The sequence below is a fragment of the Ferruginibacter yonginensis genome, from assembly GCF_042651465.1.
GTDB lineage: Bacteria > Bacteroidota > Bacteroidia > Chitinophagales > Chitinophagaceae > Ferruginibacter > Ferruginibacter yonginensis.
In genome coordinates, this window is the sequence record NZ_JBHSCZ010000005.1 from 14,499 (window position 1) to 33,741 (window position 19,243).

Genomic DNA, 19,243 nt, shown 5'->3' on the forward strand with positions numbered 1-19,243 from the left:
TTATAAAATAAAGTTGATGATTAGAGATGAAGCTCAACAGAAATCCGTCCGCCCGAACTGCTGCTTGGTATTGCACAGCCGATGATTGATATTCCGTCCAGCCCCAATGCCAGCAATACCATGTTAGCGGTAGTTTTTCTTTGTCAATATTTGATTTTTAAATTTATTTTTTCAAACTCTTTAGTCTGCCCATTTTTATTTTCGTCAAATGTTAATGTTAGATTGTTTGTTGAGGACAAAGAGAATGTAATATTTTTCTGTCCTGAAAATTGTTGAATAAATTCGTCTGCTTTGTCAAAATTTGAAACTCCGAACTCTATGCTTGTCAATTTTTTTAACCCATATTTGTGTTCTATTGGTTCAGTTTCATTTTTCTTTTGTCCTTTAAATGGAAGTCTGAAAGTCCAGGGTAAATTAAGATTTTGCTCGTTTTTTATAATGTCTATGTTCAGTCCAATGGGAAAATATTCAGGTTGATATTTAAAAGAATTTTTAAAAAGATTTTCTATTTCGTCTGTGTTCACGATACAAAGCCCAAATGGCGAATTATTTGAATTAAAGTCTGCTCGTTGCCACAATCCTGTCGGTTTTGTTTTGTCACTTTTCAATTCTTCTTCATTGTGAACCCAAAGAATTTCCAAAAAAAAATTCTCAAAGTAGAATTTTCTGTTAGTCGTACCTTGTCCAATGTGAACTCTGCTACTTCCTTCTGTCAAACCGAATTGTACAAGTTCGTCAGCAACTTTACCATTGTCGTTTGTGAATATGAAAATATGGTCTACTTGCATTGTGAATTTTTTTGTTAATTGTACGATGTCGTTCTAAAATTACCGCTAACGGCCGGGTATTGCTGGTCGTTGGGTTTGCCGACGTCCAGCCCGGTGCTAAATTTAAATTTATAAAATAAAGTTTAAGATTAGGAGAGTAGCTCAGTAGAAATCCGTCCGCCCGAACTGCTGCTAGGATTTGTACGATTGATGATTGTTATTCCATCCAGCCCCAATGCCAGCAATAGCTTTGTTGTGCGGCGTTTTAAAGTAACATTGCAATTGAGACTCCGAATGAGTTTAAATTTTTAATTCTTTGTTTGTCATTAATTAATTGATTGGAATTAGATTTAAATTTACTGAAATCTGATTGCTGATTGAAAATAATACCTAAACTTATATTTTTGCCTAACAAATAATATGGAGCAATTTGAATCTGCGTTCCGAAATTCCAGCCATCGTATAATTTATTTTTTATTAGATTAATATACTGAAACTTGTCTTTTATTATAGTTTGTGTATAAACACCAAAAGAAGAATACAGTTTAAATTTTTCATTAATTCCATAATTACACGTGACTAATAAAGGTATCTTTATAACTGATCTTTCTTGATAAAAATTCCCGATTTGATTAAATCCTGTTCCAGTAAATGTGGTTAATCCAAATCCAGTGGCAATTCCAATATTCTTTTTTCTTGAATAATAATTAATTAAAATTTCTCCTGAATTACAATTAAGATTATAATTTGGTTCTTTTTCGTTAATGATATTTGCAAATCCAATACCTCCAGAAGCAATAAGATTAAATTCGGAGTTTTTATTTGTCTGTGCTTTTGAAAAATTAGAAAATGCGATAGTCGCAAAAACTAACATGTAAATTGTCTTTTTCATTTAAATAGAGTTTTGATTAATGTTGCACAACACTTAAATATACGCCACTATCTCAATTTGTTTGTAAAATAGTTGCGTTGAAAACCAATGTTTTGGTATTCGCAATTTTACATTGTAGTTGCGGCAATACATTTTTGGTGATTGTTACTTTTTGTTAAAAAAAATTGTTGATTTTGCGAAGAGCATTGCTATGTTATCCTATTTTGAGTATGTATTTAAGCAATGCTTTTTTGGTAAATCTATTAATTGCCTTTTGTTTTTTTAAAGTTTAAGCAAACCATGTAAGTGTGGTTTTTTTATGACTTCGTCTTCCTCACTCACATAATGGCAAGTTTTCATTGAAGGCAATGACAGATTAAACTATGTTTTGTACGGGGGCAATTCCGTAGTTTGAAAATACATATTATTTTTATTGCTTGTACTTTTATACACAATAATTTTTATTAATTTATGTGTAAGTTTTTATTGAACTGATATTACTTTTTGTTGAAACCCGAAATTTTATTGATTTAGTTTAGTATCAACTTTTTTGTAACAAAAACATTTTTATTGACTAAGGCTACATTTTTATTGAAATGCTGAAAGGCTGCCGGATAGCAGCGGCACTGCAACCGCCTTAGCGGATGCAGTACAGCGAATAGCCGGAACAACTGCTGCTACTGTACTACTGCTGAAAGCCCCCCCCAATATATTATGCTGAAGTTCGTGTTTGTACATAAAAAAAGTCTATAAACTTAAAAAGTTATAGACTTTGTATTATCTTAAAAGAAATTGTAGGTATTGTTGAGTTTACTTGCTGATCATACTATCAACACTTACTTTACCTGCACCTGTTAATAACAATGCAATAAAGCAAACTAAGTACATGGCGGCTGGTTGTCCTTCGCCTAAAAAATCGTTGTGGTGTGCTTTTATAAGTGCTACGCCCATGCAAATAATTAAAGGAATACAAGCCAAACGGGTAAATAAACCTAAAATTAATAAGAGGCTACAGAAAAATTCGGCAAATATTACAAGCGCCGTGGTAGCGGTGGAGCCAATACCCATAAAGTTCATCATGTGTTGTGCCGTAGCATTAAAATGCACCATTTTGTCGTAGCCATGCATCATCATCATACCGCCTATACAAACCCTTAATAATAAGGTAGCTGTATTGAATGCACCTGCTGAGTAATGTGTAGATAAAAACTTTTTCATTGTTGTATTTTTGGTTTTTAAATGGTTTAAAAAGATGATGTTTATGATTACGTTTTATCATCTCTTTAACAGCAACATAGCAATCTTTTAATTTGTTTACATTGCAACTGCAATATCGTTTTTATTATACAATTTTAGCGGTACAATATTTGCAAGTTAAAAACAACTTAAATAACCACATCATTTACATATAAACTACTATGGTTAAAAAAATAGTATCATCTTTTTTCGCTGTAATACTTGTTAGTACAACGTTTGCACAAGGTACACATGTAATTACCGATGAAGAAAAAGATTATAAAACAGCGAAGGAATTTATTGCAAAGGAACAATATGCTTTTGCTTACCCTTTAATAAAACAATTAAAAGCTGACTATCCTGCTAATAGAAAAAGTGACCATGCTTACATAAATGATGATATTGATTACTATTATGCTTTGTGTGAATTAAAACTATTACAAGATATTGGTAGGGTTGATGCCGAAGAATACATCAATGCCGTAAACAATGAACCTCGTAGGCAACTGATGAGTTTTAATTTGGCTCATTATTATTTTTTGAAAAATGAATACCAAAAAGCTATTGATAATTTTGATGCAGCTGGCTATAATAATTTGAGTAATGAGCAAATTGCAGATGCTAAATTTGAAAAAGCATACGCTTATTTTAATTTAAAACAATTTGCAGCTGCTAAACCTTTGTTTGATGAAATACATCAATTACCTGCTAACAAATATTATATACCGGCAAACTATTATTATGGGTTTATAAGTTATTACGATCGACAATATAACGAAGCTTTAAAGTCGTTTAAATTGGTTGAAACCTTTGATGAATACAAGGGTGTAGTACCTTATTACATTGCTGAGATTTATTATTTTCAAGGTAAAAAAGATGATGCCCTGCGCTACGGTGAAAGTGTACTACAACGCAAAGCGCCATTGTATTATGATGCACAATTGCGTTTGTTGATTGGGCAAATTTATTTTGAAAAAAAGGAGTATGATAAAGCTTTGCCGTTGTTAGAAAATTACGTAAACAACAATAGCAAAGTATCAAAAGAAGTACTGTATGAGCTGAGTTTTTGTTACTATGTTGCTGGTAATACCCGAAAAGCTATTGACGGTTTTAAACAGTTGAGCAACGAAAGAGATTCAATGGGCCAAAATAGTATGTATTTGTTGGGCGATTTATATTTAAAAACAGGTGAAAAAGCCAATGCTAGAACGGCTTTTCAGTACAGTGCTTTTAATAGCAGTAATGATTTGCAACAGAGGGTTTCAGCATTTAATTATGCAAAATTATCGTACGAATTGGGGTATCAAGATGTGGCGCTGAATGAAATAAAAAATTATCTCAAAAATTATCCTAACTCTAATTACGATATTGAAGCGAAAGAAATTTTAGTTGCGTTACTGGCTCGTACTAATAATTTTACCGATGCTTTAGCGGTGTATCAATCATTGGGTAAGCCAACATTGGCTATGCAAAAAAATTATCCTACACTTTTGTATGGTAAAGCCATTGAGTTGGTAAACGATCAACAAATTATAAGGGCCGATGAATTATTTGCAAAAGTTATTGCTGATGCAAATGCTGGCAAAACTGCTTTATATGCCAATTTTTGGAGGGGTGAAATTGCATACAGGCAACAACAATACGATGCTGCTATTCGCTTTTTAACCATTTTTATACAAGGTAACGTACCGGCCCAAGGCGAAGCAAATACTACCACTGCAAGGTACAATGTAGCGTATAGTTATTTTCAAAAAGAAAATTATAAACAAGCTGCTACTGCTTTTGAACAAGTGGCGCAAAACATCACAATCAATTCAACTGCATTGGAGCAAGATGCCTATTTGCGTTGTGCGGATGCTTATTATATGCAGAAAGAATATAGTAAAGCCAACGCTATGTATGAGGCGGCTATTAAGGCATCATCAACCCAAAGTGATTATGCCCTTTACCAACGAGCTATGATTGCTGGCATAAAAAATAGCAACGATAAAATTGCACTTTTAAATACTGTGAACAAACAGTATCCGAAGAGTACTTTGAAGCAAGATATTAATATGGAAATTGCATTGACTTACATTGCTGATGAAAAATTTGCAGATGCAATTCCTTATTTGAATACTATCATTAATAGTGCTGATGGTGGTTTAAAACCCAAAGCCTATTTAAAACTTGGTTTAGCTAATTACAATAATAAAAACAACAGTGAAGCTTTAAAGGCTTATACACAATTGATTAAACTATACCCAGCATCTGCCGAGGCTGATGAAGCATTGGATATAGTAAAAAGCATTTATGTTGACGAGGGTAAACCTGAAGAGTACATTGCTATTATGAAGGCTAATGGTAAATCGGTAGCCATGAGTGAAGCTGATTCATTAAGTTATGCTGCGGCTTTTAATAAATATGAATTGGGTGATTGCAATGTTGCTACTACCTCATTCACTAACTATTTAAATAAATATCCTGCTGGTGCTTTTGTGTTAGATGCTTTGTATTTGAGGGCTGATTGTTACCAACGTAATAAAGATATTACCAATGCATTTGCTGGCTATGCAGCAGTAAGTGATAAAGGTAATAGCAAATATTTTGAAAAAGCAACTTTAGAAGCTGCTCGTTTGGCATACTTTGAAATAAAAAATTATGCTGATGCTAAAAAGTATTTTGAGGTATTAAGAACCAATTCCGTAAATCAAGATAATCAGTTAGAAGCCTTACGTGGCTTGGTACGTAGCTATTATCAGTTAAAAGATTATGCACAAGCAAATACCGCATCAAAAGAGTTGTTAACTCGTAAAGGCATTAGTACTGATGATAAATCTATTGCTAATTTAGTGTTGGGTAAATCGTTGCAAATTAATAATGATGCAGCTGGTGCTATAACAGCATTTAAAGCGGTGATTGCTATTAATCGTTCAGCATGGGGTGCAGAGGCTCGTTACGAGTTAGCTAGTGTTTACTTTAAACAAAATAACTTGGCGGCTGCTGAAAAAGCAGCGTTGGCAACTATTAAAGAAACTGGTTCGTACGATGAATGGGTTACCTCATCATACATTTTATTGGGCGATATTTTTATGCAACAAAAAGATTATTTCAATGCAAAAGCTACGTATGAAAGTGTAGCTAAAAATGCAGCTATTCCTGCTTTAAAAGCACAGGCGGCACAAAAGCTTGAAGCTGCCATTGCAGCAGAAAAAGCCCAATCAAAAATTAGTAACTAATTCACTACATCATTTACACTTTTAATAAAAAAGTATGTATAAAATAATTTTGTTTTTTGTTGCATTTTTTTCAGCAAAAACCTTGTTGGCACAAGAGCCTACTAAAAGTCAATCTATCGATATCAACTCAAGCTATAAGCCTGTTTTACGTAATGCCGTAAAAATAAATTTTGCAGGTACGCAACTGCCGGCTGATACTTCAAAGCCTAATTTAAATTATAATATACCAAGTCAAAATTTATTTTATGCGTATGCACCTATATCGTTGCGTCCGTTGGCTTTGGAGCAAGATAGTAACCTGTATTTAGGTAATAGAAAATATATAAAATTGGGCTATGGTAATTTTTCAACCCCTTATGTAAATGCTGGTATTAGTTTGGGTGATGGTAAAAAATCGTTGCTCAATTTTACGGGTAATTACATTGAATCGAACGGTAATATTGAAAACCAACGTTACGCACAATTAAATGTAAAAGCAGCTGGTAGTTATTTTACGCCTAGGAGTGAAGTATATGGTGCGGTAGGAGTGAGCAGCAATACCTATTATTTATATGGGTACGACCATGCTTTGTATAATTTTAAAAAGAATGATGTACAACAGCAATTTCAAAACCTAAACATTAAACTTGGTTTTAAGAACACAGTGAATACTGAAACGGGTATTAGTTACGACCCTAATATTGATGTAAATTTATTTACCAGTAAGGATAAGTTAAATGAAACCAATGCCATTATTAATTTACCAGTTGAAAAAATTATTAACGAATCGTTTGTTGCAAAAGTGGCGTTGAAGGCTGATTTAACGAGGTATACCACACAAAATATTATACCGAACAATATCAAATTTTCTAACAATATCATCCAAATTACGCCATCAGTTTTGTACCATGATGAGCAATTGAAATTAAACATTGGTGCCACACCTGTTTGGGATAATAATAAATATGCGTTATTGCCAGATATATATGCTGAGGCACAAGTGAAAGACCGCACCTTTTCTGTACAAGCCGGATGGATTGGAAGAATGGTGAAAAATAATTACCGTAACCTATCTACCATCAACCCATATTTATCACCGCTGTTTTCGCAAATTAATACCAAAGAAACAGAGTACTATGGAGGCATAAAAACCAGCATTGCCAAACATTTTAATTTTAGTGCCAAAGCAGGTTTAGTGAAATATAAAAACTTGCCATTGTTTATAAACGATACTACCACGGCCGATGCCAAATCGTTTGTAGTAGTAAATGAAGCATCTATCAATAATTTTAGGGTACATGGCGATTTTAGTTATATTAATCAAGATAAATTTTCGTTAACTGCAGGTATTACTTTTAACGGTTATACATCTTTAAAAACCAATGCTAGGGCTTGGCACACTTTACCGGTTGAGTTAAGAAGTTCGTTACGTTGGTATGCATTTAAATCAGTTTTATTAAAATCAGATTTATACATTTTTGATGGTAGTAATTATTTAGCCAAGGGAAATGTAGCGAAACCATTATCTGGCGGTACTGATTTGAGTGTGGGGGTTGAAGTAAAGATAACGCCTAAATTTTCAGTTTGGGCAGATGCTAATAACGTATTAAATAGTAAATATCAACGTTGGAACCAATACCAAGTTTTGGGGGCTAACTTCCTAGGCGGAATTTTATTGAATTTTTAAAAAAGGATGTTTATTATTGCAACATGCAACACCTCATAGCTCAATATTTATTCAATAATAAACAATGTGTTTTACCAAACGTAGGTATTTTATCAATCATCAATGATTCGGCCACAACTATTATTGGCGAACAGTCAATAGCCGCCCCTATTGCCCAAATTAACTTTACGAGCAATATCAATCATCCATATACAGATGTTGTCAACTTTATAGCTTATCATAAAAATATGGCTGTTGACTGTGCTGAAGCGGCTTTACATCAATTTTGCGGTAATATCATTGGCTTGGCAAATAACGAATCATTTACGATTGATATGGTAGGAACTTTCACGGCTATTTATAAAGAAATTAATTTTGCGCCAGCAACAACACCAGCTTTTTTTAATAAGGCGGTATTTGCAGAAAGGGTAATACACCCAAATGATACGCATGAAATGCTAGTAGGCGATACCAACACTGATACAGCTGCCATGACTGCTTATTTAGAGGATGCCCCTGTAAAAGCCTATAAATGGTGGGTTGCAGCTATCATCATAACTGTGTTAAGTGCAGCAGTGGTGATTTGGTATTACACCAATACCTTACAACATAACTTAGGTGGCAATAGAAATACCATTGAGGTTACACCCACTACCCAAACGTATGTTCAACCTTAATTTATCATTATTTTTGTGGCCTAATTTTATAGCATGATTGTTTATTCGGAATGTTTGGTTTGCAAAAGCAACCAATTGCAAACGCTTTTAACTGCAACAGATTATACCGTATCGCAACAGCCATTTGATATTGTACAGTGTAAACAATGTGCTCATACATTTACCCAACGTGTTCCTGATCAAGATGCTATTGGTCCTTATTACGCCGCCGCATCATACGTGTCGCATAGCGATACACAAGAAGGGTTGATTAACAAATTATACCATCGCATTCGCAACATCACTCTAGCTAATAAAAAAAGGCTCGTTCAAAAAACAACGAATAAAAAGCAAGGTATTTTGTTAGATGTTGGTTGTGGTACAGGTGCTTTTATTAACACCATGAAAATGGCTCAATGGCATGTGACTGGTTTAGAGCCAGATGCCACAGCAAGAGCAAAAGCAGCATCTTTATATGGTATTGAACCTTTGCCATCACATGAAATATTTAATTTACCAGCGCAACAATATGATGCTATTTCTATGTGGCATGTGTTAGAACATGTTCACCAATTGCATGAATATATTGAGCAATTAAAATTGTTGTTGAAAGATGATGGGGTGTTGTTTGTTGCCGTACCTAATAGCACAAGTTATGATGCTGCACATTATGGTAAACATTGGGCTGCTTATGATGTGCCTCGACATTTATACCATTTTACGCCAAATAGTATGCAATATTTAATGGCCCAACATGGTTTAAAAATAAAAGCTACCCAACCCATGTGGTTCGATAGCTTTTATGTGAGTATGCTCAGTGAGCAATATCAAACAGGAAAATCTAATTTGATGAAAGCATTTTTTGTAGGCTTACTTTCTAATATCAAAACGTTATTTAATCCAAAGCGTTGTAGTTCGCTTATTTACATTATTACAAAGGCTTAGTTAATTCGTAGTTCAAAGGTTTTTGGCCAACGCTTACCTGTAATAAAAAATGTTTTTGAGGTACTATCGTAAGCAATTCCATTTAGTACATCTGTTCGTTGTGGAATAATTTCACTTGGGTTTAATAAATTGTTGAGCGTCATTTTGCCTACAATAGCACCTGTTGCAGGGTCAATTTTTACGATGTCGTTGGTAGTATACACATTTGCCCATACAAACCCATCTACATATTCTAATTCATTTACACTATCAACGGGTCCGTTATCATCATGTATATGAACGGTATTTTTTACTTTAAAAGTAGCAGGGTCAACAAAATATAAATCTGTACCACCTGTGGTTATTAATAAATCAGTGCCATTGTTCGTTAAACCCCAACCTTCGTATGGCCAAGTAAACGTTTGTATTACTTTGGTAATATCATTTACATCATATACAAAAACGTTATTTGTTTGGTAGGTAAGTTGGTAAATTTTTCCGTTTAAAATGGTTAAGCCTTCTGCAAAAATTTTATCTGTACCCATTTTATGGCGTTTATCAATTTTGCCGGTTTTTACATCGCCGTATTGTATAAGTGAGTTGGTATAATCGCCTCCACTTTCATATAATTTGCCTTTGTAAAATTCAAAACCTTCGGTATAACTACTTGTATCATGAGGGTATTGTGCAATAATACTATACGAAATGGTTTTAGTGGTGCTTTCTTTAGGGGTTTCAGTAGCGGCTGTTTGAGCAGTATTATTATCAGTATCACCACAAGCAGTAAATAAACAAACGGAGGCTACGGCAAATAAAATTTGTTTCATGTATGTTTTAAATTTTGATGTTGCTATATCAATTCAATAGCGTAACAAAAATAGGTATTGATTTTAAATGCTGTTATATATAAGTTGTAATAAAATCTTAATTACTGTTAAGATGCTGCACTGTTTTTTTGTAATATACTTTGCGTTCAGCAAGGTATTCCATCACAAAATCAAAGCAATGTTTATGGTGACCTATAAGCTCTGGTGGAAAAACACCTTTCTCTGTAAATATTTGTTTGGTTATTAAATGCACCATAGCATTACAAGCATAACCTGTTGTTCTGCTCATAGAAGGTGTTTGGGTGGTTGCATCATACTCATCATACAACAAATAGGAAAGGTGCGTTGGTTCATTATTTTCAATACCCTTTACATCAATTTGCATAATGGTAAATTCAGCATCACCAGGTTGTGGTTGCCATTGTTCAAATAAAATAGCAGCCGTAACATCTAAAGGGGTAATGGTTTGTCCTTTTACGTTGATGCATTTTTCACTAAAAAAACCAGCTTGTTGTAAAGCTTGTATCAATGCAATATGGCCTGGGTACCGCAATGTTTTTTCTTTCATATTGGGAATGTGGCTCATGGTATATAAAATACTTCTTAAACCATCTGTATTAAATGATTCAAGTGTACCTACTTGCTCAAAATGCAGTAATTCAGCATCGCTTAAAGCAGGTTTGGTAACAATATGATGGTTCTCCACATAACGAGCAGGTCGGGTATATTCTTCAATAACATCAATGGGTGAAAAGGGTGCTTTGTATTCAAATGGTTTGGTACGTTTTTTAGGTAAACCACCTACCACACAATCAAATTGTTGTATTTGCATTAAACTATTATGGTAGCCTAAAATTAAATTACTCATGCCGGGTGCTACGCCACAATCCATAATTACGGTTACATTTTTTTGCTTTGCCAACGCATCTAACAGCAAAGCATCTTCCGGAAAAAATGAAATATCGGCTACATTTTTACCGCATTCAATCAAGGTTTCCAGCGTTTTAAATCCCATAAAACCAGGTACAGCATTTACCACTAAGTTGAAAGGAGCAAGCATGGTTGGGTAAGCTGCATAATCTTTCAAATCAGCAACAATGGTGTTTACATTGGCTTGTTGTTGTAAAGTAGCAAGGTTGGTTGTATTGATATCAAATGAGGTTACTTCAAAATGGGTCGATAAATCTGTAGCAATTGTTCTGCCCACCATACCAGCACCTAAAACAGCTATTTTCATTGGTGTAATTTTTGTGCAGTAAATTAACGTGGTTTGGGTTCACAATAAAATATTTATACTGATTTTGTTTTTTTATTTAACGTGATGTTTGCATGTTTTTTAACTAATTTGGAGTCTAATCAAATTGAAAAGTGTTTTATTTATTACTCAATATTTCATCTTTATGAAAAAAATAATTGTATGTGCATTGGTGGCATTTGTAAGTTATACCGCAACTGCACAAGGTATTTTTAATAAAATTAATAAGGCCATCAAAAAAGATTCTACTACAACTTCAGGTGGTGGATTGTTAGGCGCCATCAAAAATGGTGGGTCGTCAGGTACATCAGGAGCAGGTTTAAGTAATGCTGATATTGTGAGTGGTTTAAAAGATGCTTTGAGGGTGGCAACTGATAGTACCACTAAATCATTATCAGCAGTAGGAGGGTATTTAAAAAATGAAGCGATCAAAATTGTGATGCCTGCCGAAGCTGTTAAGGTTGAAAAAACATTACGTGGTATTGGTGCAGGTGCCTTGGTTGATAAGGCCATTCTCTCTATGAATACCGCTGCTGAAAACGCTGCTGGCGATGTAGGTGGTATTTTTTTAACTGCCATTAAACAAATGACAGTAACTGATGGTATTAATATTTTAAGAGGAGGCGACCATGCCGCTACTGATTTTTTAAAAAGAACTACAACCGCAACATTAACTGAAAAAATGCGACCAGTAATTGAAAGCTCTTTAAAAAAAGTAAATGCTGATAAATATTGGAATGATGCTTTTTCGAAATATAATTTGTTTGCACAACAAAAAGTAAATACTGATTTAACCGCTTATGTTACAGGTAAAGCCTTGGAAGGTATGTTTTACAAAATTAGTTTAGAAGAAACTAAAATACGTAAAGACCCAGCCGCTCAAGTAACTGATATTTTAAAGAAAGTATTTGGCGGTAAATAATAAAAAATATGTTTTAATAAAAAAGCCTTCAACATTGTTGAAGGCTTTTTTATATTTTAATTTACTTATTCATTAAATATCAGTTGCTTCGCCGTAAGCCACTGCTACAGCCTCTTTCAACGCTTCACTCATGGTTGGGTGAGGGTGAACCGCATTTAATAATTCGTGGGCAGTGGTTTCTAATTTACGAGCTACAACAGCTTCGGCCACCATTTCAGTTACGTTAGCACCAATCATATGGCAACCTAAAAATTCGCCATATTTAGCATCAAAAATAACTTTTACAAAACCTTCAGTTGCGCCACCTGCAGTAGCTTTACCGCTGGCAACAAATGGAAATTTACCTACTTTAATTTCGTAACCTGCTTCTTTCGCTGCTTTTTCAGTATAACCTACTGATGCAATTTCTGGCGTACAATACGTACAACCCGGAATGTTATTGTAATCTAACGGCGTTACTTTATGGCCAGCAATATGTTCTGCTGCATTAATACCTTCTTTACCTGCAACGTGTGCAAGGGCTTGGCCCGGTGTACAATCACCAATAGCGTATAAACCAGGTACATTGGTTTGTCCGTATGCATCAACAATAATTTTACCCTTATCAGTTTTAACGCCTAATGCTTCTAAACCAATATTTTCAATATTTGCAACCACACCTACGGCGCTCAATAAAATATCTGCTTCTAAGGTTACTTCACCGGTAGCGGTTTTTACAGTTGCTTTTACACCAGCACCTGAAGTATCAACTTTCAACACTTCACTATTGGTCATGATGTCGATACCTTGTTTTTTGAATTGCTTTTCTAATTCTTTAGAAATATCTTCATCTTCAACCGGTACAATTCTTGGCATAAATTCAACAATGGTTACTTTAGTACCCATGCTGTTGTAAAAATAAGCGAACTCACTACCAATAGCACCGCTACCGCAAACAATCATACTTTTTGGTTGCTTTGGTAATACCATTGCTTTACGGTATTCAACAATTTTTTCACCATCAATAGGTAAAGTAGGTAATTGACGAGCCCTACCACCAGTGGCAATTATGATGTTGGTAGCTTCGTGAACTTGTTTACTACCATCTGCAGCCGTTACTTCTAACTTATTTGCAGCTACTAGTTTACCAGTACCCATTATAACATCAATCTTATTTTTCTTCATTAAAAAGGCAATACCCTTGCTCATTTTATCAGCAACACCTCTACTGCGTTTAATAACGGCTTCAAACTCCGCCATTGGGTTATCTATCTTTATACCATAATCAGCGGCATGCTTTGCATATTCATACACTTGTGCACTTTTTAAAAGTGCTTTGGTAGGTATACATCCCCAGTTTAGACAAATACCTCCTAAACTTTCTCTTTCAACTATAGCTACTTTTTTACCTAATTGGCTAGCACGAATAGCTGCAGGGTATCCACCTGGTCCACTACCTAATACTATAACGTCATATCCCATAAAAATGTGTTTAATCTATTTAAATAATTGCGGCAAATATAAACCATTCAGCTAATATTGAATCTATCAACATAATATAAAAATGGTTAAGGAAATAGGGCTTTCATTTTCTTTCTAAAATTATCAGAAGATAGTACCGCTAATTCGAAACTATTGATCCAACCTTCTATTTTTTCGTTTTCTTCGAGTGTAAGGTTATTAAAAAAATAAGCTAGCTCAATTTTAACTCCTTTTTTTGTAGTGGCATAAAATGCTTTGGTTAATACCCATGTGGTACTGCCACCTTTTGCCCCCGCATGCTGCAACCATGATTGGTTACGAGGGTTTTCCATAATGGTTTCAAGTACTTTAGCTAAAACTGCATATGATGCTGTATCGAGAAATTTACGGTTGTTTAAAATGCGACAAATATTTACATATTCTTTAGTTGTAGATGCTGGTAAACGATCACTCCACATTTTTTGAAACTTCATACTTAAATCATTAGCATTGAATTTGCTTTTTAAAACCGTATCGTAGGTAAGTGCTTTGTGTATATCATAACTGAACCTGCAATATTGTTCTTCATTCAATGCATTGATACCATCAATAATATAACGCTCTTTTTTTCTTTTAGGATTTTGATAAATTAGCAAAGCGCTTGAAATTGGGTAAATAGCCGTGTGGTTTTTTATACCAAATAATTGTAAGTTATTTTTGATATTATCTAACCCTAGCAATTCCATTAAATACTCTGTGTTGGCGTTACTACTGTAAATAATCATACCACGAGCTACATCTAACAAAGAAACACTATCGTTTTTTATGCGGCCATTTTTTTGGTAAGCCACTATCCAGTCGGTATGAGCACCACCATCTGTTAGGGGTAAAAAATATTTATCTGTTTCTGATAAAGCAATAAGACTATCCTTGTTAAAAACATTATTACCAGCTTGTTTGGCAAACTCAATGGCCACTAAAATTTTTACTGTACTGGCTAAAGGCATCATGGTGTTTTCATTAAAACGGCCCATTACTGTATCATTCACTGTTACATATAAAGATGCTTTTTTGGGATTGGCCTTCATAAACAACAACAATGAATCAGCTTTATTTACTTGTGCATTAATGCTTGTACAACATGCTACACAAATGAATAACCATACACATACTTTTTTCATAAACTTGGTATTAAAATTGGTTTTTCCACATCATACTTTCAACCGGCACATTTGGTTGTCCGCTGTATTTAGCATTTTTCTTTTGGTTGTATTTTACTTCAATTTCACCTTCTACAGGGAAATAAATCAATTGACCAATAGGCATGCCTTTATATACTCTTACGGGTTGTTTTACTGAAATTTCGAGGGTCCAGTTGCCACAAAAGCCCACATCACCTTTACCTGCGGTTGCATGTATATCAATGCCTAAGCGGCCTGTAGATGATTTGCCTTCTAAAAAAGGAACATGTGCATGCGTTTCGGTATACTCTTCTGTTACACCCAAATAAAACATATGAGGTAATAGTAAAATACCTTCATCAGGTATTTCAAAATGTTTGATGGTGTTGTGCTTTTTGGCATCTAACTCTGCATGTTCATATGTTGCTAAGTTTTTGCCCAAGTGTACATCATAGCTATTGCTACCCAAACAATTTCTATTATACGGTACAATCTTTATGGTACCTTTTTCCATTTCTTCTAAAATGCGTAAATCACTTAAAATCATATAATCTTTTTTGAGCGTTGTTTTTACAGCGCTTTAAGGATGCTGTTGTGGCTACATTGGTAAATTATGTTGCAATAATACGATGGTTGTATATTTGATACAAACAATGGTAAAAATGCCTTTAATTTCAGCGCAGCAGTTAAATTTAGTCACAAAAATAGGCGTTTGGCATATTCAAGAGCCTGATAATTTTTTTTTAGCCAAAGTTACTTTACAAAGAGCCATTACGCACCCACACAAACGCTTACAGCATTTGGCTGGTAGGTACTTGTTACAACATTTGTTTGCTGATTTTCCAACAAGCCTTATTCAAATTGCTGATACCCGAAAACCTTTTTTGGTTGATGAACAATTTCATTTTTCTATATCGCATTGTGGTGATTATGCTGCGGCAATAGTAAGCCGCCAAAATAGGGTAGGTGTTGATATTGAAGTACCACATGCTAAAGTAGAACGTATAGTACATAAATTTTTAAGTGAAGCAGAACAAGCTTTGTTTTTAAATACCACTATTGCACACCCTCACCCTTTAACTATGGCTTGGAGTATTAAAGAAGCCTTGTTTAAGTGGTATGGAGCCGGACAGGTTGATTTTATTCGCCACATGCATATAAATGCAATTACAACAGATGGAGTGTTGCATAAAGCGCATTGTAGTTTTACCAAACATGCACCTATAATAGTTGATGTACATAATATGGAAATAAATGGCAATAACCTAAGTTGGGTAATCACTTAATGGATATTGGTTGAGCACTAAACACATAGTAGCGTATAATTGTGGGTAGTAATTTTTTAAATCATCTGGTCGTTCAAAAAAAAGCTCTACACTTTCTGCCCAAAATTCATGTAAGTTTTGAAGTGCGTAATTTGAATAAAGTTTTTGTTCATTGTTTTTTTCAGCATCAAAAGCTGCCGTTCCATCATCAACAAATTGTTTAAAGCCAAATACAAAATCATCATCAGTTTTATAATCAACTGTAATATTTTGACAATAATAGGCATGGGCCATTTCATGCAATCCTACGTTTTGTCCGTTATGTGGATGATCATATCCTTCTATGAAATGCTTCCATGAAACATGTATCGTATGGCCTGATACGTTGCCTTCTAAAAAGCGGATATGTGGTTCTATTTTTAAAAATTCTTTAGGAAAAATAGCAATGACTTTGTAATGCGGCAACAAGTAATCGTTTAAACCAAAACTTAACTGTATGGCTGCTGCAGATGTGAGCACCGGCATTTCTATAAAGCCCCTTTCTTGATGTATTTCAAAATACTTTGACTTTATAAACTTTTGAAGTCGTTGAATGAATCTTTTTCTTTCAGGCGTATTTAATTGTCTATAATAAGGAAATCTTTTTTGTAAAATTTCATGCAATTGAGTACTTGTAAATTTAAAATCAAGCCCATCATATACATAAAAACTCGGTTTTGTTGGTGGCGGCGGTGGCGGCTTTTTTCTGAAGAAAATAGGGTCTTCATCATCGTTACTATAATTATTATTACTATGTGAACCAAGTTCTATCCAATCATTATCATTTTCATCAAATGGGTTACGGGCTTTTTTATTTTTTCGATAAAAAGCATAACAAACCAAAGCAACAAAGCCAATTAAAAGTATCACTACAAAATCTTCATACAAGCCATCATAATAACTTTTCTCTTTATTATATTGTTGTTGTTGCTGTAATGCCACTAATGATCTTGCTTGTGTAATAATACTATCATTATGCGTTGTATTTTTTATGCAATATTTAATAGCTTTACTAGGGTTAGATGTGGCAAAATTCACCACTTTGCTTACCAACTCACTATCACTTTCTATGCGATAGCTGCTGTTATAAAAATAATCTTCATCGTTTAACCAAAGGGTATCTTGTAGTGGCATTATTCAATTTCGTTAACGTCTGTATCATCCATTAATTGCATGTTGATCATGTCTTGTCCGGCTATACCTTCCACAGAGCCTGAAATATGTAAAGAGTTTTGAATAATCAGTTCAATTTGTTTTTCTTTCTTTTTCCAATTTTTTTCAAAATCTTCTTTTTCTTTTTGCATCATAGCTCTTAAGGTTCTAAAACCTTCTCTCATGGCATTCATATTACCAATAAACTCGTGGCTAGTGAGGTAGTTATACATGGCCACCATTTTTTCGCCTTTATTTTCTTGGCTTTTACGGGTTTCACTAATTTTTAAAATAGCATTGCGTAATACTTGAGCCAAACTTTTAGCTTCGGCAAAAGTACATATGTAAACTCCATTTTTTTCGCCAAACTGTTGTAAGTCTTTAGGCATTGTTTTGGTTACAATTACTGCAATATCAGCACTTGTTGCTAACATATCTTTTTTTAGTTTGTCAATCCACTCGGCAGTAAAAGCCTCTGTTCGTTTGCTTTCATAAATTATTTTACCACACTCTTGCCCCACATTGTTTCGTACGGTTTGTATACAATCAGCGCCTTTTATACCTTTTCCTACTTCACTGATAATATCGAAAGGAAAAGTGGTTCGTAATAAATCTTCCAAAGCTTGTTCTTGCACTTCGCCTTGTAATTGCATAGAACCTTGCTCTGCTTTACGCTTCATTTCATCGGCTAATTTTTTTTGATCTTCTAATTGTTTTTCCAATTCTCTCATGCGCATATTTTGTTCATTTTCTTTCAGCGCATTTTTTTCGTTTTCTTGTTTGCGAATGAGTTCGGTAATTTGTAAACGTTCTTCTTGCAATTTTTTTTGAATGGTTAATTCAAATTCAGCCTCTTTATTTTTGAGTTCGTTTTGTAGTTCTAAAAAGGCCAATTCTTTTTTACGAGCTTCTTTAAGTTTTTCTTCGTTATCATTTTTTTCTTTTTGCAATAAAATCAAACGGTTTTCAAAATCGGCTGCAATGGTTTTGGTAAGTTGCTCTTGCAGCGTCGTTTCCATTTTTATTTTTTCTTGCTGTAATTTTTGAATAAAGATTTCGTTTTCGTTTTTCTTTTTTTCTTCAAACAATAATTTTTCAGCTTCTAATTTCTTTTTGCTTTCATCAATTTGAGTGAGTGATTGTTGTAACTCATGTTGATATTGTAATTGGTATTTTTTTTCAATATCCGCTGCCAATACGTTTTCTACATCTATCAGGTGCCCACAGTTAGGGCATTTCAATTCGTTGGTCATGGGTAATTTTTTTACAAGTTATTAAAAATAAGTATTGCTTAAAAACTATGTTTTTAAAAATTGGTGTCAATAAAAAGGTATAAAAAAACCTTTCCAGTAAAGGAAAGGTTGGTAAAGTGCGGCGTATCAGATTCGAACTGACACACCCGTTGTATGGGCGCTACCACCTCAAGGTAGTGCGTCTACCAATTTCGCCAACGCCGCAAAAAACATTTTCTGTATAAAACAAAAAAAACGTTCTTAAAAAAGAACGTTTAGTGTGCCCCGGAACGGAGTTGAACCGTTACTTGCATTGCTGCAAACAGGATTTTAAGTCCTGCGTGTCTACCAATTTCACCACCGGGGCCCAAAAGGTTTGTTTTCAACTGCATGAAGCTTTGAAAAAAAAACTCCCGTTATTTTCGGGAGTTTCTGTGAGCGGAAGACCGGGCTCGAACCGGCCACCCCGACCTTGGCAAGGTCGTGCTCTACCAAATGAGCTACTTCCGCATTTATTATAAGAACTAAAATCCTTGAACTTTTTTCGAAATATTAATTTCGTTTTTTGTTTTTCGGATTGCAAAAATAAAGAATCAAAATTTAACTACAAAAT

Annotated in this window: 16 protein-coding genes and 3 tRNA genes; 6 read left to right on the forward strand and 13 right to left on the reverse strand. The window is 34.2% G+C overall.

Annotated features, from left to right (window positions below; all coding sequences use genetic code 11):
* Window positions 1-143 precede the first annotated feature (143 nt).
* From ACFOWM_RS13235 to ACFOWM_RS13245, 3 genes are all read right to left on the reverse strand, one after another.
* Window positions 144-788: a VOC family protein gene (locus tag ACFOWM_RS13235; RefSeq protein ID WP_379710942.1), complete on the reverse strand. Its 645-nt coding sequence runs from the start codon at window positions 786-788 to the stop codon at window positions 144-146.
* Between the two features lie 244 nt (window positions 789-1,032).
* Entirely contained in the window at window positions 1,033-1,659 is a 627-nt protein-coding gene (locus ACFOWM_RS13240; RefSeq protein WP_379710944.1) for a hypothetical protein, read from the reverse strand.
* A gap of 789 nt (window positions 1,660-2,448) precedes the next feature.
* The gene (locus ACFOWM_RS13245) at window positions 2,449-2,856 is read right to left on the reverse strand and encodes a DoxX family protein (protein ID WP_379710946.1); all 408 of its coding nucleotides are present in this window, start codon (window positions 2,854-2,856) and stop codon (window positions 2,449-2,451) included.
* A gap of 200 nt (window positions 2,857-3,056) precedes the next feature.
* Here ACFOWM_RS13245 and ACFOWM_RS13250 point away from each other — a divergent pair, with 200 nt between their 5' ends.
* From ACFOWM_RS13250 to ACFOWM_RS13265, 4 genes are read left to right on the forward strand one after another with little or no spacing between them, the layout of a single operon-like run.
* Complete coding sequence (locus ACFOWM_RS13250) at window positions 3,057-6,092, forward strand: tetratricopeptide repeat protein (RefSeq protein ID WP_379710948.1); 3,036 nt, start codon at window positions 3,057-3,059, stop codon at window positions 6,090-6,092.
* A 34-nt stretch (window positions 6,093-6,126) separates the two neighbouring features.
* A complete protein-coding gene (locus ACFOWM_RS13255; protein WP_379710950.1) occupies window positions 6,127-7,758 on the forward strand; it encodes a hypothetical protein in 1,632 nt (543 codons plus the stop codon).
* A gap of 23 nt (window positions 7,759-7,781) precedes the next feature.
* A complete protein-coding gene (locus ACFOWM_RS13260; RefSeq protein WP_379710952.1) occupies window positions 7,782-8,414 on the forward strand; it encodes a hypothetical protein in 633 nt (210 codons plus the stop codon).
* Window positions 8,415-8,447: 33 nt separating this feature from the next.
* Window positions 8,448-9,338: a class I SAM-dependent methyltransferase gene (locus ACFOWM_RS13265; RefSeq protein WP_379710954.1), complete on the forward strand. Its 891-nt coding sequence runs from the start codon at window positions 8,448-8,450 to the stop codon at window positions 9,336-9,338.
* Here the strand turns inward: ACFOWM_RS13265 and ACFOWM_RS13270 are convergent.
* The gene (locus ACFOWM_RS13270; RefSeq protein WP_379710956.1) at window positions 9,335-10,144 is read right to left on the reverse strand and encodes a glutaminyl-peptide cyclotransferase; all 810 of its coding nucleotides are present in this window, start codon (window positions 10,142-10,144) and stop codon (window positions 9,335-9,337) included. The genes ACFOWM_RS13265 and ACFOWM_RS13270 overlap by 4 nt on opposite strands.
* Before the next feature lie 97 nt (window positions 10,145-10,241).
* Window positions 10,242-11,381 (reverse strand): saccharopine dehydrogenase family protein, encoded by a 1,140-nt coding sequence (locus tag ACFOWM_RS13275; RefSeq protein ID WP_379710958.1) that lies wholly within the window; start codon window positions 11,379-11,381, stop codon window positions 10,242-10,244.
* Window positions 11,382-11,544: 163 nt separating this feature from the next.
* Between ACFOWM_RS13275 and ACFOWM_RS13280 the strand changes: the two genes are divergently transcribed.
* Window positions 11,545-12,321, forward strand: coding sequence for a DUF4197 domain-containing protein (locus ACFOWM_RS13280; RefSeq protein ID WP_379710960.1), 777 nt, complete (start codon window positions 11,545-11,547; stop codon window positions 12,319-12,321).
* A 72-nt stretch (window positions 12,322-12,393) separates the two neighbouring features.
* Here the strand turns inward: ACFOWM_RS13280 and lpdA are convergent, their stop codons facing one another.
* The 3 genes from lpdA to dcd form a co-directional block, all read right to left on the reverse strand.
* Entirely contained in the window at window positions 12,394-13,782 is a 1,389-nt protein-coding gene (gene lpdA / locus ACFOWM_RS13285; protein WP_379710962.1) for a dihydrolipoyl dehydrogenase, read from the reverse strand.
* Window positions 13,783-13,868: 86 nt separating this feature from the next.
* Window positions 13,869-14,942 (reverse strand): serine hydrolase, encoded by a 1,074-nt coding sequence (locus tag ACFOWM_RS13290; RefSeq protein WP_379710964.1) that lies wholly within the window; start codon window positions 14,940-14,942, stop codon window positions 13,869-13,871.
* Window positions 14,943-14,952: 10 nt separating this feature from the next.
* Entirely contained in the window at window positions 14,953-15,489 is a 537-nt protein-coding gene (dcd, locus tag ACFOWM_RS13295) for a dCTP deaminase (RefSeq protein WP_379710966.1), read from the reverse strand.
* Window positions 15,490-15,604: 115 nt separating this feature from the next.
* On the opposite strand from dcd, the gene ACFOWM_RS13300 reads away from it, so the two are divergent.
* Window positions 15,605-16,228, forward strand: coding sequence for a 4'-phosphopantetheinyl transferase family protein (locus ACFOWM_RS13300; RefSeq protein WP_379710968.1), 624 nt, complete (start codon window positions 15,605-15,607; stop codon window positions 16,226-16,228).
* Here ACFOWM_RS13300 and ACFOWM_RS13305 read toward each other — a convergent pair.
* From ACFOWM_RS13305 to ACFOWM_RS13325, 5 genes are all read right to left on the reverse strand, one after another.
* A complete protein-coding gene (locus tag ACFOWM_RS13305; RefSeq protein WP_379710970.1) occupies window positions 16,208-17,380 on the reverse strand; it encodes a zinc-dependent peptidase in 1,173 nt (390 codons plus the stop codon). The genes ACFOWM_RS13300 and ACFOWM_RS13305 overlap by 21 nt on opposite strands.
* Complete coding sequence (locus ACFOWM_RS13310) at window positions 17,380-18,651, reverse strand: DUF2130 domain-containing protein (RefSeq protein ID WP_379710972.1); 1,272 nt, start codon at window positions 18,649-18,651, stop codon at window positions 17,380-17,382. The genes ACFOWM_RS13305 and ACFOWM_RS13310 overlap by 1 nt, the downstream gene beginning before the upstream one ends.
* A gap of 117 nt (window positions 18,652-18,768) precedes the next feature.
* Window positions 18,769-18,855: transfer RNA gene (locus ACFOWM_RS13315), tRNA-Leu, on the reverse strand.
* A gap of 56 nt (window positions 18,856-18,911) precedes the next feature.
* Window positions 18,912-18,997, reverse strand: a tRNA-Leu gene (locus ACFOWM_RS13320).
* 70 nt (window positions 18,998-19,067) lie between these two features.
* Window positions 19,068-19,140: transfer RNA gene (locus ACFOWM_RS13325), tRNA-Gly, on the reverse strand.
* Between the last annotated feature and the right edge of the window lie 103 nt (window positions 19,141-19,243).

Excerpts from the sequence above, each read along its gene's own strand:
- ACFOWM_RS13260 (WP_379710952.1), top strand. The coding sequence starts at position 7,782 with ATGCAACACCTCATAGCTCAATATTTATTCAATAATAAACAATGTGTT.
- ACFOWM_RS13300 (WP_379710968.1), top strand. The coding sequence starts at position 15,605 with ATGCCTTTAATTTCAGCGCAGCAGTTAAATTTAGTCACAAAAATAGGC.
- ACFOWM_RS13310 (WP_379710972.1), bottom strand. The coding sequence starts at position 18,651 with ATGACCAACGAATTGAAATGCCCTAACTGTGGGCACCTGATAGATGTA.
- ACFOWM_RS13290 (WP_379710964.1), bottom strand. The coding sequence starts at position 14,942 with ATGAAAAAAGTATGTGTATGGTTATTCATTTGTGTAGCATGTTGTACA.
- dcd (WP_379710966.1), bottom strand. The coding sequence starts at position 15,489 with ATGATTTTAAGTGATTTACGCATTTTAGAAGAAATGGAAAAAGGTACC.
- ACFOWM_RS13250 (WP_379710948.1), top strand. The coding sequence starts at position 3,057 with ATGGTTAAAAAAATAGTATCATCTTTTTTCGCTGTAATACTTGTTAGT.
- ACFOWM_RS13245 (WP_379710946.1), bottom strand. The coding sequence starts at position 2,856 with ATGAAAAAGTTTTTATCTACACATTACTCAGCAGGTGCATTCAATACA.
- ACFOWM_RS13255 (WP_379710950.1), top strand. The coding sequence starts at position 6,127 with ATGTATAAAATAATTTTGTTTTTTGTTGCATTTTTTTCAGCAAAAACC.
- lpdA (WP_379710962.1), bottom strand. The coding sequence starts at position 13,782 with ATGGGATATGACGTTATAGTATTAGGTAGTGGACCAGGTGGATACCCT.
- ACFOWM_RS13235 (WP_379710942.1), bottom strand. The coding sequence starts at position 788 with ATGCAAGTAGACCATATTTTCATATTCACAAACGACAATGGTAAAGTT.
- ACFOWM_RS13240 (WP_379710944.1), bottom strand. The coding sequence starts at position 1,659 with ATGAAAAAGACAATTTACATGTTAGTTTTTGCGACTATCGCATTTTCT.
- ACFOWM_RS13305 (WP_379710970.1), bottom strand. The coding sequence starts at position 17,380 with ATGCCACTACAAGATACCCTTTGGTTAAACGATGAAGATTATTTTTAT.
- ACFOWM_RS13280 (WP_379710960.1), top strand. The coding sequence starts at position 11,545 with ATGAAAAAAATAATTGTATGTGCATTGGTGGCATTTGTAAGTTATACC.
- ACFOWM_RS13265 (WP_379710954.1), top strand. The coding sequence starts at position 8,448 with ATGATTGTTTATTCGGAATGTTTGGTTTGCAAAAGCAACCAATTGCAA.
- ACFOWM_RS13275 (WP_379710958.1), bottom strand. The coding sequence starts at position 11,381 with ATGAAAATAGCTGTTTTAGGTGCTGGTATGGTGGGCAGAACAATTGCT.
- ACFOWM_RS13270 (WP_379710956.1), bottom strand. The coding sequence starts at position 10,144 with ATGAAACAAATTTTATTTGCCGTAGCCTCCGTTTGTTTATTTACTGCT.